This window comes from Streptomyces sp. NPDC051214 (assembly GCF_040682375.1).
GTDB lineage: Bacteria > Actinomycetota > Actinomycetes > Streptomycetales > Streptomycetaceae > Streptomyces.
In genome coordinates, this window is the sequence record NZ_JBFBAT010000004.1 from 598,871 (window position 1) to 612,334 (window position 13,464).

The window sequence follows — 13,464 nt, forward strand, 5'->3', positions numbered from 1 at the left end:
GGGCCGCGGTGGTGACGCGTCACATTACGCGGTCAGCCCATGAGCGCCCGCGCGCCCGCGGTGACGGCCACGGCGGCCCCGATGACGACGAGGAACGGCGCGCGCATCAGCAGCGCCACGGCCGCCGCCGCGAGCCCCAGGGCCTTGGCGTCGAGCTCCAGGACCCGCCCGTCGGCGAAGGCCTGCTGGGCCGTGAGCGCGGCCAGGAGCGCCACGGGCAACAGGGCGGCCATGCGCTTGACGAGCGGGCGCTCCAATGCGCCCGCGGGGACCAGCAGGCCCGCGAGCTTCACGAGGTAGCAGCCGACGAAGGTCACGCCGATCGCGATCCAGATGTTCAACGGTCTTCCTTCTGGGCGTCGTCGGGGCGTGCCTGGGGGGCGTCGGTGCGTGCCTGGGTGTCGTGGGGGCGAGCATCTTGCGTGGAGGCCGTCGCGGAGGTTGCTCTGCGGCCCTCTACGTAGAGCACCGCCGGCACGGCGAGCGCGGCCACCAGGACCGGCACCCCCGCGGGCAGCACGGGCAGCAGACCGAGCCCCAGGACGACGGCGACCGCCGCGACCGCGCGCTCCGTGGTCGTACGCAGCATCGGCGCGAGCAGCGCCAGGAAGACCGCGGGCCCCGCGGCGTCGAGCCCCCACACGTCGGTGTCACCGATGGCCTCGGCACCGAGCGCCCCGAGGAGCGTGGTGAGGTTCCACAGCACGTAGAGGCTCAGTCCGGTGACGGTGAAGCCGATGCGGGCGGCGCGCCTGGTCGGCTGGGCGAGCGAGACGGCGGTGGTCTCGTCGATGACCCAGTGGGCGGCGAACGGGCGCACCGCACGCGGGAGGGCGAGCAACTGCGAGAGCCGCAGCCCGTAGAACGCGTTGCGTACGCCGAGGAAGAAGGCGCCCGCCGCGGCGGTGAAGGGGTTCCCGCCACCCGCGAGGGCCCCGACCAGCGCGAACTGCGAGGCACCCGTGAAGACCAGCAGGCTGAGCACGCACGTCTGCAGCACGGTGAGGCCGCTGCCCGCGGAGGTCACCCCGAAGGCGAAGCCGGAGAGTCCGACGGCGACCCCCACGCCGAGGGCGTCGCGGACCACCGCGGAATCGGGTTTCTCCGGTGGTCGGTCGGCTGTCATGTCTGCTGAAAGGCCTGCGCCTATGTCCGCGGGTGTCGTCTGTTCTGCCACACTCCGGACGGTACGAGCAGGGCCGATCCCCCGTCTTGTACGTTCTTGCGCTCGCGCTGGTACGCCCCGGGCGGCACCCCGACCGTGCGGGTGAAGTGGCGGTTCAGGTGCGGCTGGTCGGTGAAGCCCACGGCAACGGCCGCTTCGGCCGGTGACGTCCCCGCGTCCAGGAGGCGCCGTGCGGCGCGCACACGCGCGTCGGTGAGCCACGCGTGCGGAGGCATCCCGTACGCGTCCCGGAAGGCCCGCAGCAGGGCGAACGGGCCGACTCCGAGATCGGTGGCGAGCCGCTCCAGGCTCGGCGGGTCGGCCAGCCGCTCCTCCAGGACGGCACGCGCGCGTGCCGCGATTCTGGCTCCCGCCGTGCGCGCGGCACGCTGGGGCACGGACCCTCCGTTGTGCCGCAGCAGCCGGGTCACGGCCACCCTCAGGAGCGTGTCGGCGGCGAGCGCGTTGCCCTCCTCGGCGGCTCGCAGCACCCGGTGGACGAGGGTCACGGCGTACGGGTCCTCGAGCACCGGGCGGATGAAGCCGGGGGTCCCCCGAATGGCGGTGGTCTCCGCCGCGATGGCGGCGACCAGGTCCGGCGGCGGGTAGACCGCCGCGTACCGCCACCCCTCGGGCGCACCGGCCCGGCCCGTGTGCGACGTGTCGGGGTTGATCAGGGCCAGGGACCCCGGGCCCGCGTGCTGGTCGGCGCCGCCGTGGTGGAAGACGTCGACGCCCTCGGCGATCGCGGCGATCACGTAGTGCTCGTGGGTGTGTCGCACGAACGTCTTGTCGATGTAGTGGGCACGCAGCAGGTCGACCCCGGGCAGCTCCGCGTACCGCCAGTGCCGCGCCTGCTCCGCCGAACCCGCCATGCCCCCCATTCTGCGGCAGCCACGCAAACCCTTTTCCGCAGGTCGGCGCCGTTGTCAGTGGCGGGGTGCACGATGGGGTCATGGTCAGGTCCGCATCCAGCGCCTCCGGCGCCCTCGATGGGTTCTCCCCCGCGACCCGCAGCTGGTTCACGGGGGCCTTCTCCGCGCCCACGTCCGCGCAGGCCGGGGCGTGGAAGGCCATCGGCGAGGGCTCGGACGTCCTGGTCGTCGCGCCCACCGGCTCGGGCAAGACCCTGGCCGCGTTCCTCGCCGCCCTGGACCAGCTGGCGTCGACGCCGCCGCCCGCCGACCCCAAGAAGCGCTGCCGCGTGTTGTACGTGTCTCCGCTGAAGGCGCTCGCGGTCGACGTGGAGCGCAACCTCCGCAGTCCCCTGACCGGCATCCGCCAGGAGTCCGTCCGCCTCGGGCTCCCCGAGCCCGAGGTCCGGGTCGGCATCCGTTCGGGCGACACCCCGCCCGCCGAGCGCCGCTCCCTGGCCACGCGCCCGCCGGACATCCTGATCACCACCCCCGAGTCGCTCTTCCTGATGCTCACCTCCGCCGCGCGGGACGCGCTGGCGGGCATCGAGACGGTGATCCTTGACGAGGTGCACGCCGTCGCCGGGACCAAGCGCGGCGCCCATCTCGCCCTCTCCCTGGAGCGCCTCGACGAGTTGCTGCCCCGGCCCGCCCGGCGCATCGGTCTGTCGGCGACCGTCCGTCCGGTGGACGAGGTGGCGCGCTATCTGTCGCCGCAGCGCAGGGTGGAGATCGTCCAGCCGCCGTCCGGCAAGGAGTTCGACCTGTCCGTGGTCGTGCCGGTCGAGGACCTCGCGGAGCTGGGCGGCTCCCCGGTCGCCGACTCCGACCAAGGCGCGGAGCGGCCCTCCATCTGGCCGCATGTCGAGGAGCGCATCACCGACCTCGTCCAGGCGCACCGCTCCACCATCGTGTTCGCCAACTCCCGCCGCCTCGCGGAGCGCCTGTGCAACAGGCTGAACGAGATCGCGTACGAACGCGCGACGGGAGAGCCCCTCCCCGAGGACCACTCCCCCGCGGAGCTGATGGCCGAGTCGGGGGCGGCCAAGGGCGCCCCTCCGCTGCTCGCCCGGGCCCACCACGGTTCGGTCTCCAAGGAGCAGCGCGCGCTCGTCGAGGAGGACCTGAAGGCCGGCCGTCTGCCGGCCGTCGTCGCCACGTCCAGCCTGGAGCTCGGCATCGACATGGGAGCGGTCGACCTGGTGATCCAGGTCGAGTCACCGCCCTCCGTGGCCTCCGGCCTGCAGCGCGTCGGCCGGGCGGGGCACCAGGTGGGAGCGGTCTCCACCGGCGTCGTCTTCCCCAAGTACCGAGGTGACCTGGTGCAGGCCGCCGTGGTCACCGAGCGGATGCGGACCGGCTCCATCGAGTCGCTGCGCATCCCGGCCAACCCGCTGGACGTGCTCGCCCAGCAGCTCGTCGCGACGGTCTCCCTCGACACCTGGCAGGTCGACGACCTGCTCGCCCTGGTTCGCCGGGCCGCCTCCTTCGCCTCGCTCCCGGAGTCGGCGTTCACGGCCGTCCTGGACATGCTCGCGGGCCGCTATCCGTCGGACGCCTTCGCGGAGTTGCGTCCCCGCGTGGTCTGGGACCGCGTCGCCGGCACCGTCACCGGCCGCCCCGGGGCGCAGCGCCTCGCGGTCACCTCCGGGGGCACGATCCCCGACCGCGGCCTCTTCGGGGTCTTCCTGGCCGGCGCCGACCCCAAGAAGGGCGGGGGCCGCGTCGGAGAGCTCGACGAGGAGATGGTCTACGAGTCCCGGGTGGGCGACGTCTTCACGCTCGGCACGAGCTCCTGGCGCATCGAGGACATCACCCGCGACCGCGTACTCGTCTCCCCCGCCCCCGGGGTCCCGGGCCGCCTCCCCTTCTGGAAGGGCGACCAGCTGGGCCGCCCGCTCGAACTGGGCCGCGCGCTGGGCGCCTTCCTTCGGGAGGTCGGCTCCCTGCCACGCAACGACGCGCGCGTGCGCCTGCAGGCAGCGGGCCTCGACGACTGGGCGGCGGACAACGTCCTGACGTACCTCGCCGAGCAGCGCGAGGCCTGCGGCCACATCCCGGACGACCGCACGATCGTGGTCGAGCGGTTCCGCGACGAGCTGGGCGACTGGCGCGTGGTGGTGCACTCCCCGTTCGGCGCTCAGGTGCACGCGCCTTGGGCCCTGGCCCTCGCCTCCCGGCTGACCGAGCGGTACGGCATGGACGCCCAGGTCATGCACGCCGACGACGGCATCGTGCTCCGCCTCCCGGACGCCGACCTGATGAGCCTGGACCTGCTCGATCAGGAGCCCACCGACCAGCCCCTGGGGTATGACAGCGAACAGCCCCCCGTAGGGGCCGGGGACGTCGCCTTCGACAAGGGCGAGGTCAATCAGATCGTCACCGACCAGGTGGGCGGCTCGGCCCTGTTCGCCTCGCGCTTCCGCGAGTGCGCCGCCCGCGCGCTGCTGCTGCCGCGCCGCAGCCCCGGAAAGCGCACGCCTCTGTGGCAGCAGCGCCAGCGCGCGGCACAACTGCTCCAGGTGGCCAGCGAGTTCGGCTCGTTCCCCATCGTCCTGGAAGCGGTCAGGGAGTGCCTCCAGGACGTCTTCGACGTCCCCGGTCTCACGGAACTGATGGGCGACATCGAGTCCCGCAAGGTCCGGCTCGTCGAGGTCACCACCCCCGAACCGTCTCCGTTCGCCCGCTCGCTCCTGTTCGGCTACGTGGCGCAGTTCTTGTACGAGGGCGACTCGCCGCTGGCCGAGCGGCGCGCCGCGGCCCTCTCCCTGGACTCCCGTCTCCTCTCGGAGCTCCTGGGCCAGGCCGAGCTGCGCGAACTACTCGACGCGGACGTCCTCGCGGAATTGGAGCAGGAGCTCCAGTGGCGCACGGAGGACCGCCGCGTCAAGGACGCCGAAGGCGTCGCCGACCTGCTGCGCCTCCTCGGGCCGCTCACCGCGGCCGAGCTTGCCGAGCGCGGCGCCGAGCCGGAGTGGGCGCAGGAGCTGGCCTCCGCCCGCCGCGCGATCAGCGTCCGCATCGCCGGAGCCGACCACTGGGCGGCGATCGAGGACGCGGGCCGGCTGCGCGACGCCTTGGGCACCGCGCTGCCGGTCGGCGTCCCGGAGGCGTTCACCGAACCCGTCAAGGACCCCCTCGGCGACCTCCTCGCGCGGTACGCGCGCACGCACGGCCCGTTCACCTCGGCGACGGCGGCGGCCCGCTTCGGCCTCGGCGTCGCCGTGACCGAGGGCGCACTGCAGCGCCTTGCCGCCAACCAGCGTGTCGTACAAGGAGAGTTCCACCCGGCGGGCATCGGCCAGGAGTGGTGCGACGCGGCCGTCCTGCGCCGCCTGCGCCGCCGCTCCCTGGCAGCCCTGCGGCACGAGCTGGAGCCGGTGCCGCCCTCCGCGCTCGCCCAGTTCCTGCCCCAGTGGCAGCACTTGAGCGGTCACGGGCTGCGGGGCGTGGACGGACTGGTGCGCGCCATCGAGCAGTTGCAGGGCGCGACCGTGCCCGCGTCCGCGCTCGAGAAGCTCGTCCTGCCCTCCCGCGTCTCCGGGTACTCGCCCGCGATGCTCGACGAACTCACCGCCGCCGGCGAGGTGGTGTGGGCCGGGGCAGGATCCCTTCCCGGCAAGGACGGCTGGGTCTCCCTCTATCTGGCCGACGCCGCGCCTCTGCTCCTGCCGCCGGCTCATCCGCTGGAGCTCACCGCACTGCACCAGTCGGTCCTCGACACGCTCTCCGGGGGGTACGGACTCTTCTTCCGGCAGATCGCCGACCAGATCCGGGCGACGACCCACCCCGAGGCCTCCGAGCTGCAACTGGCCGACGTGATCTGGGACCTGGCCTGGTCCGGACGGCTCACGAACGACACCCTCACCCCGATGCGCTCACTCCTCGGCTCGGGCCGCACCGCGGGCTCCACCGCACACCGCGCCAAGCGCACCATGCCACGCGGTCGCTACGGCTCGCTGACCGGCGCCGCCCGCCCCACGTCGTCGCGTACGGGCCCGCCGACCGTGGCGGGCCGCTGGTCGCTGCTCCCCGCCCACGAACCGGACCCCACCCTGCGGGCCCACGCCCTGGCCCGCACCCTCCTGGACCGGCACGGCGTGGTCACCCGTGGCGCAGTCGCGGCCGAGGGTGTCGAGGGCGGCTTCTCGGCGACGTACCGCGTCCTGTCCGCCTTCGAGGACAGCGGCCAGGCGCGGCGCGGCTATGTGGTCGAGGGGCTCGGCGCCGCCCAGTTCGCCATGGACGGCGCGGTGGACCGGCTGCGCGCGGCGGCGAACGCCCTCGAGCGCACGGACAGTTCCCCGGGCGCCATGAACTACTCCCCTCGCCCCTCGGGCGCCCAGGCCCTCGTGCTGGCTGCCGCCGACCCGGCCAACGCCTACGGAGCCGCGCTCCCCTGGCCCGATCCGCCGACCGACGCGGGGCACAAGCCAGGCCGGAAGGCAGGCTCCCTGGTCGTGCTCGTCGACGGCGAACTGACCCTCTACATGGAGCGCGGCGGCAAGACCTTGCTGGCTTGGCCCGCGACCCCGCAGGGTGACGCCCCGGCCACCGAGGACTCCCGGCTGCAGGCGGCAGCCGAAGCCCTCGCCACCGCGGCCCGCGCGGGTTCACTCGGCACCGTCACGGTCGAGCGTGTCAACGGCGGCTCCTCCCTGACCTCCCCCTTCGCCCCTCTCCTGGAAGGAGCAGGCTTCCACGCCACCCCACGGGGCCTACGGCTGCGCGCGTAGGGACATGCGGCCGCGGTGCGCGGCGACGGGGCCCGAGCCTGGCCCGTGGCCCTCCTCCCACAAACGGTCGAGCATGCGCCTGCCGAGCTGCTCTTCGCCGCCCCGGGGACCGCCCAGCGGCTGCCCTCGCTCCTGGAGGGGGAGGAGTGGGGCCGTGCCGTGCCCTGCATCCTCTTCCACGGCAGGCACCGCGGAACACAGCCACTAGTCAGGGGCGCCGGTGCCGCCGAGCCGGCGCACCCCAGGACGGCACCAGCCACCCGCACCACCACGCCCAGCCCCCTACACCTCGCCCCCTCACACCGCCCACCCCCGCCTGGCCCTCACCGCACCCCCACCCCGCCCCCGACATGCAACCCTGGATCTCATGCCCGAAGGCGACACCGTCCACCAGGCAGCCCGGCGACTGCACACCGCCCTCGCCGGGCACACCGTCACGCGCTCCGACTTCCGCGTACCGAAGCTCGCGACCGTCGACCTCACCGGGCGCACCGTCCTGGACGTCACCCCGCGCGGCAAGCACCTCCTCACCCGCTTCGAGGGCGGGCTCACCCTGCACTCCCACCTCCGCATGGACGGCTCCTGGAAGGTGTACGCCCCCGGTGAGCGCTGGAGAGGCGGCCCCAACCACCAGATCAGGGCGATCCTGGGCAACGCCGAGCGCACGGCTGTGGGGTACCGCCTCCCCGTGCTCGAACTTCTCCGCACCGCCGACGAGGACAAGGCCGTGGGCCATCTCGGTCCCGACCTCCTGGGCTCCGACTGGGACCCCGAGAAAGCCCTCGCCAACCTCCTCGCGACGCCCGAGCGCGCCCTCGGCGAGGCCCTGCTCGACCAGCGCAATCTCGCGGGCATCGGCAACGTCTACAAGTGCGAGATGGGCTTCCTCCTGGGCGTCACGCCCTGGCTGCCCGTAGGCGAACTCCCCGCCGAGACGGTCTCCCGCGTCCCCGCCCTCGCCAAGAAACTCCTGGAAGCCAACCGCAACCGCCCGTCGCGCACCACCACCGGCCACGACCGCGCGGGCCAGCGCCTTTACGTGTACGGCCGCGCCCCCCGCCCCTGCCTGCGCTGCGGCACCCCCATCCGCCTGGGAGAGCAGGGCGACGGCTCCCGCAGCCGCCCCACGTACTGGTGCCCGTCCTGCCAACAGGGCCCCACATCCTGACCCCCGCCCCCTCCCCCCCCTGACCCGGCACCATCAACCCACCCCGCCCCACCAGTTGACGCCCCGTCAGATCCCGCCGTACCGTCCCGTCATGCCCCTCACGGCGTACGACCTCAGCGGACGCACCGCATTCGTCACCGGCGCGGCAAGCGGCATCGGCCGGGCCTCGGCCGTACTCCTCGCGGAAGCGGGCGCCACCGTCCACTGCGCCGACCGCGATACCCAGGGGCTCCACGAAACGGCCACGGTCATCAAGGCCGCCGGCGGCACCGCGCACACCCACTCCGTGGACGTCTCGGACAGGTCCCAGGTCGACCAGGCCGTGGCAGCCGCGGCCGCGTCCACGGGCCGCCTGGACGTGATGGCCGCCATCGCCGGGATCATGCACAACAGTCCGGTCCTGGAGACCCGGGACGAGGACCTCGACCGGGTCCTGAACATCAACTTCAAGGGCGTTCTGTACGCCTGCCAGGCCGCGGCCCGCACGATGATCGCAGCGAATGCGGAGACCGCGGCGAACACCAGCGCAACGGACAACGCACGCCCCGCACGCCCCGCACGCCACCACCGCCCCGGCAGCATCATCACCATGGCCTCGGGCGCCGTGGACACCGGCGGCCCTGGCCTCCTCTGCTACGGCGCGGCGAAAGCCGCCGTCGTCCAGCTCACGAAGACCCTCGCCACCGAGGTCGGCAAGTACGGCATCCGCGTCAACGCGGTGGCCCCCGGCTGGATCCGCACCCCCATGACCGACCGCCACGACGCCGACGCCCAGGCCCACACCGAGGGGCTCATGGTCCGTATGTCCCCCTTGGGCCGAGTAGGCGAACCGGAGGACATCGCGCACGCCGTCCTGCACCTGGCGTCCGACGCGTCCGCCTTCACGACGGGCCAGATCCTCCGCCCGAACGGTGGCGTCGCCATGCCTTGGTGACAGCCTCACCGAAGGACCGCGCAACACCCCCAGCAGACCGCGCAACGCCCCCGGCCGGGGAAACCTCAGAGGCGGCCCGAGCATCCTCAACCTCGCGCGCAGCCCCAACAACCTCGCGCGCAGCCCCAGCCTCGCGAGCAGCCCGAGCAGCAGCCCGGGACGCCCCCACAGCCCGGGACTGCGGCACACAGTGCACCGGCAGCAGACTCAACCCCCACCCACCGGCCGCGACAGCCCCCTCCAGGACGCCCGCCTCAGGGACGAGGGCCAGCCGCAGCACGCCCCACCACCAGAGCGCACCGAGCACCAGAGCCGGCGCCCACCGCACGACTCTCCATGCCACGGCCACCACCTCCGCACGAGGCCCGACGCTCGAGTCCTGAGCCGAACCTGGCGTCCGACGCTAAATGCCCGAGCCCGCCGGACGGGAGGGCGCACCACAGGGCACACGAGGCACGGCCACCGCACCTCAACCCCTGGCCGCAGCCCCTCCCCGATCAACGATCAACGATCAACCGTTCTCAGCCTGGAACATCCAGTGATGCTTCTCCAGGTCTGCCGTGATCCCGATGAAGATGTCCTGGCTCACCGGATCCGCCTCGCCGGTCGCCCCGACCCGCTCCCGCATCCGCGTGATCACCGCACCCAGCGCGTCCACCAGCGTCCCCACCGCGTCCGCGTCCTTGACCCAGCCGGCGGCGACATCGCCGATGCCGCTGCTCCGCGCCACGGTCGACGCGCGACCGTCGGGCGAGACACCGAGCGTGGAAGCGCGCTCCGCCACCGTGTCGGAGTGCGTCCGCGCCGTGTCCACGACCTCGTCGAGCTGCAGATGGACGGAGCGGAAGCGCGGGCCCACCACGTTCCAGTGGATCTGCTTGGCGACCAGCGAGAGATCGACCAGGTCCACGAGCGCCCCTTGCAGGGCCTCGGAGACGGTCTTCAGATCCGCTTCGGACAGAGGGCTCTTCACGACGTACATCCAACCTCCAAGGATCATGGGAACGCGTAAGCGAAAACCCCCACCAACCATGGCACACATGCACCAATAGGGACATCGCACAGAGTGCACACAGCGTCACCCACCCGCACCCCAACCCAAGCCCCAGCCCCAGCCCCAGCCCCAGCCCCAGCCCCAGCCCCAGCCCCAGAACGCACAAAAGCCCCAGCCAGTAACCCAGCCAGGGCTTCGTACACATAGGAGCGCTCAAACAGCGTGCGCAGTCAACGCAGCATCACGCGGCGACGACGTCCACCGCCTCCGCAGGCGCCTTGATCGTCACCCGTTCCGGCGGCACACCGCTCACCGAGACGGAATTGAGCATCGGGCGAACCGGTGCGCGCACCGGTTCCGTAGCCGCTGCCGACGCAGCCAGTTCGGCGAGGGAGAGCTCATCGCTCACCTCGCGCATGAGCTCGGACATCCGTACGTCAAGCGCGTCGCAGATCGCGGAAAGCAGCTCGGAGGATGCCTCCTTCTGCCCCCGCTCCACCTCGGAAAGATAGCCGAGCGAGACTCGGGCGGACGAGGAGACTTCGCGCAGAGTACGGCCCTGGCGCTGGCGCTGCCGACGCAGCACGTCACCCAGCAGGCGACGGAGCAGAATCATCGGTGGCTCCCTCCTCGGACCGCGTAGCCGCATCCTTCACGCCCCACCGTACCGCCTCGCGCGGCGGCCGTGCGGGGAGCGATGTCGTGTTCACTCAGGGCTGCAAACATCAAGTCCCCCCGTTCTGTTCCGTATCCTGTGCCCGCCCGTTCCCGGCACGTTCGCCGGACAGCCGCTCGACCAGCAGCGTGAGCACGCTCCGTACACTCTCCATACGGATGTCCGAACGCTCACCGTTCAACCGCAGAGCGGCGACTTTCCCCTCAGAGCGAAGAACGGAATCCACGCCGCCGACCGCCGTCCCGGGCCCCTTGTCCGGGGAGTCCGGCCCCGCGACCGCCACGAAGACCGTCCCGACCGCATGCCCGTCCTGCGGCTCCGGCCCCGCGACGCCCGTGGTCGCGATCCCCCAGTCCGCGCCCATGACCTTGCGCACACCCGCCGCCATCTGCAGCGCCACCTCGGCGTCCACGGCGCCGCGCTCGGCCAACAGAGTGCCGTCGACCCCGAGCACCTCGTGCTTCAGCTCGGTCGCGTACGCCGTCACGGACCCCCGGAAGACCCGCGAGGCCCCCGGCACCGCCGTCACCTCGGCGGCCACCAGGCCCCCGGTGAGCGATTCGGCGACGGCGAGCGTCTCGCCCCGCGCCTGAAGCAGCCGCAGCACCTGCGCGGCCGGACCCATCGACATCACGGAGCCGACTCCCGGGTCCCTTCGCCGGAAGCGGAGGCCGAAGCCTCGGCGGCTGCCGCTGCCGCCTCCGCGGCCGCGGCGGAGGCCAGCGACGCCGCCTGTGCCTCCGCGAGGCCGGAGCGCCGCAGCAGGATCGCCTGACGCACGTAGTCGAGGCCGGTCACGACGGTCAGGACGACGGCGACCGCCATCACCCAGAACCGCAGCGTGGCGAGCGGCCCGGTCAGCGCGAGGACGTACATCCCGGCGGCCGTGCCCTGCCAGAGAGTCTTCATCTTGCCGCCGCGACTGGCCGGAATGACACCGAAGCGGATCACCCAGAAGCGCAGCAGTGTGATCCCGAGCTCACGCCCGAGAATGACGCCCGTCACCCACCACGGCAGATCGCCGAGGTACGAGAGGCAGATCAGCGCGGCGCCCATGATCGCCTTGTCGGCGATGGGGTCGGCGATCTTCCCGAAGTCCGTGACCAGGTTGTACGTACGTGCGAGGTGCCCGTCGAACAGGTCCGTGATCATGGCGACGGCGAACGCCGCCCAGGCCCACGCGCGCCAGGCCGGGTCGTACCCGCCGTCGGCGAGCAGAAGCATCACGAAGCCGGGCACGAGCAGCAGCCGGATCACCGTCAACAAGTTGGCGACGTTCCACACGCTGGCCTGATTGACGGCCGCAGCGCCCAACTTTCCGCCGCGCACCGGCTTGGCGCCCTGCGCGCCGGAGCCGCCCGCCGCGGATGCCGGGACTCCGGTCATCTGCGTGCCTCCTCGGCCGGGATCCGGGGCGAGTCCCCCAGAATTTCGCTGTACTCAGCCACCAGGTCCACGCCTTCCGTGCCGACCACCTTTGCCACGACCATACGACCGACCTGCAGGTCATCCCCACCCGTGGTGCCCGCGAAGCGGATCTGGCCGTCCGTCTCGGGCGCCTGGTGAGCCGCCCGGCCGATCGCGCCGTCCTCCTCGTCGACGGACTCCACAAGCACCTCGACGGTCTCACCGAGACGGTCGTCGGCGCGCTGTGAGGTCAGTTCCTCGGCGAGCCGCGAGATGCGCGCGAGCCGCTCGTCGACGACGTCCTGGTCCAGCTTGTGCTCGTACGTCGCCGCTTCGGTGCCCTCCTCGTCGGAGTACCCGAAGACGCCGATGGCGTCCAGCCGCGCACCCGTGAGGAACCGCTCGAGCTCGTCCACGTCGGCCTCGGTCTCGCCGGGGAAGCCCACGATGAAGTTGGACCGCACACCGGCCTGCGGCGCCTTCGTACGGATGGTGTCCAAAAGCTCCAGGAAGCGGTCGGTGTCCCCGAAGCGCCGCATCGCCCGCAGCACGCCGGGGGCGGAGTGCTGGAAGGACAGGTCGAAGTAGGGGGCGACCTTCTCCGTGGAGGTCAGTACGTCGATGAGCCCGGGGCGCATCTCGGCGGGCTGGAGGTAGCTGACGCGCACCCGCTCGATCCCGTCGACGGCGGCCAGCTCGGGCAGCAGCGTCTCCAGGAGACGGATGTCACCGAGGTCCTTGCCGTACGAGGTGTTGTTCTCGGAGACGAGCATGACCTCCTTGACGCCCTGCTCGGCCAGCCAGCGCGTCTCGCCGAGCACGTCCGACGGGCGCCGCGAGATGAAGGACCCGCGGAAGGAGGGGATGGCGCAGAACGAGCAGCGCCGGTCGCAGCCGGAGGCCAGCTTCACCGAGGCGACGGGGTTGGTGCCCAGGCGCCGCCGCAGCGGGGCACGCGGCCCCGAGGCGGGCGCGAGGCCTTCGGGCAGGTCCATGGGCGCGTGACCGGGCAGCGCGACGTCTGAGCCGGCCTCCTGCCGCTCCGCGGGGCTGATCGGCAGGAGCTTGCGCCGGTCACGCGGGGTGTGAGCCTCGACACTGCCACCGCTGAGGATGGTGTTCAGGCGGCTGGAGATGTCGGAGTAGTCGTCGAAACCGAGGACACCGTCGGCTTCGGGGAGGGCGTCGGCGAGCTCCTTGCCGTACCGCTCGGCCATGCAGCCGACCGCGACGACGGCCTGGGTCTTGCCATGGCCCTTGAGGTCATTGGCTTCCAGCAGGGCGTCGACGGAGTCCTTCTTGGCGGCTTCGACGAATCCACAGGTGTTGACGACGGCGACATCCGCGTCTTCGGCGGCCTCGACGAGTTGCCAGCCGTCCGCCTCCAAGCGGCCTGCGAGCTCCTCCGAGTCCACCTCGTTACGGGCGCAGCCAAGAGTGACAAGGGCGACGGTACGGCGTTCGGGCATG

Annotated in this window: 12 protein-coding genes; 3 read left to right on the forward strand and 9 right to left on the reverse strand. The window is 72.4% G+C overall.

Annotation, left to right across the window (positions count from 1 at the left end; genetic code table 11):
- Positions 1 to 32: 32 nt before the first annotated feature.
- From AB0M70_RS13815 to AB0M70_RS13825, 3 genes are read right to left on the reverse strand one after another with little or no spacing between them, the layout of a single operon-like run.
- Positions 33 to 341 carry an AzlD domain-containing protein gene (locus AB0M70_RS13815; RefSeq protein WP_365819737.1) on the reverse strand — a complete coding sequence of 103 codons (309 nt, stop codon included), beginning with the start codon at positions 339 to 341 and terminating at the stop codon, positions 33 to 35.
- Positions 338 to 1,126: an AzlC family ABC transporter permease gene (locus AB0M70_RS13820; RefSeq protein WP_365819739.1), complete on the reverse strand. Its 789-nt coding sequence runs from the start codon at positions 1,124 to 1,126 to the stop codon at positions 338 to 340. The genes AB0M70_RS13815 and AB0M70_RS13820 overlap by 4 nt, the downstream gene beginning before the upstream one ends.
- A gap of 20 nt (positions 1,127 to 1,146) precedes the next feature.
- Positions 1,147 to 2,040, reverse strand: coding sequence for an AraC family transcriptional regulator (locus AB0M70_RS13825; RefSeq protein ID WP_365819741.1), 894 nt, complete (start codon positions 2,038 to 2,040; stop codon positions 1,147 to 1,149).
- Between the two features lie 80 nt (positions 2,041 to 2,120).
- Between AB0M70_RS13825 and AB0M70_RS13830 the strand changes: the two genes are divergently transcribed.
- From AB0M70_RS13830 to AB0M70_RS13840, 3 genes are all read left to right on the forward strand, one after another.
- Positions 2,121 to 6,815, forward strand: a complete 4,695-nt coding sequence (locus AB0M70_RS13830) for an ATP-dependent helicase (protein ID WP_365819743.1) — start codon at positions 2,121 to 2,123, stop codon at positions 6,813 to 6,815.
- Between the two features lie 367 nt (positions 6,816 to 7,182).
- Positions 7,183 to 7,983, forward strand: coding sequence for a DNA-formamidopyrimidine glycosylase family protein (locus AB0M70_RS13835; protein ID WP_365819745.1), 801 nt, complete (start codon positions 7,183 to 7,185; stop codon positions 7,981 to 7,983).
- 91 nt (positions 7,984 to 8,074) lie between these two features.
- The gene (locus AB0M70_RS13840) at positions 8,075 to 8,917 is read left to right on the forward strand and encodes an SDR family NAD(P)-dependent oxidoreductase (protein ID WP_365819747.1); all 843 of its coding nucleotides are present in this window, start codon (positions 8,075 to 8,077) and stop codon (positions 8,915 to 8,917) included.
- Here AB0M70_RS13840 and AB0M70_RS13845 read toward each other — a convergent pair.
- From AB0M70_RS13845 to rimO, 6 genes are all read right to left on the reverse strand, one after another.
- On the reverse strand, positions 8,865 to 9,260 hold the full coding sequence (locus AB0M70_RS13845; protein ID WP_365819749.1) for a hypothetical protein: 396 nt from the start codon (positions 9,258 to 9,260) through the stop codon (positions 8,865 to 8,867). The two genes, AB0M70_RS13840 and AB0M70_RS13845, sit on opposite strands and share 53 nt — an antisense overlap.
- Positions 9,261 to 9,428: 168 nt before the next feature.
- The gene (locus tag AB0M70_RS13850) at positions 9,429 to 9,899 is read right to left on the reverse strand and encodes a DNA starvation/stationary phase protection protein (protein WP_365819751.1); all 471 of its coding nucleotides are present in this window, start codon (positions 9,897 to 9,899) and stop codon (positions 9,429 to 9,431) included.
- A gap of 253 nt (positions 9,900 to 10,152) precedes the next feature.
- On the reverse strand, positions 10,153 to 10,527 hold the full coding sequence (locus AB0M70_RS13855; protein WP_160507571.1) for a helix-turn-helix transcriptional regulator: 375 nt from the start codon (positions 10,525 to 10,527) through the stop codon (positions 10,153 to 10,155).
- Positions 10,528 to 10,636: 109 nt separating this feature from the next.
- Positions 10,637 to 11,218: a CinA family protein gene (locus tag AB0M70_RS13860; protein ID WP_365819753.1), complete on the reverse strand. Its 582-nt coding sequence runs from the start codon at positions 11,216 to 11,218 to the stop codon at positions 10,637 to 10,639.
- The gene (gene pgsA / locus AB0M70_RS13865) at positions 11,218 to 11,973 is read right to left on the reverse strand and encodes a CDP-diacylglycerol--glycerol-3-phosphate 3-phosphatidyltransferase (protein WP_365819755.1); all 756 of its coding nucleotides are present in this window, start codon (positions 11,971 to 11,973) and stop codon (positions 11,218 to 11,220) included. Before pgsA ends, AB0M70_RS13860 begins: the two co-directional genes overlap by 1 nt.
- Positions 11,970 to 13,463, reverse strand: coding sequence for a 30S ribosomal protein S12 methylthiotransferase RimO (gene rimO / locus AB0M70_RS13870; protein WP_365819757.1), 1,494 nt, complete (start codon positions 13,461 to 13,463; stop codon positions 11,970 to 11,972). The genes pgsA and rimO overlap by 4 nt, the downstream gene beginning before the upstream one ends.
- Position 13,464: the final 1 nt, after the last annotated feature.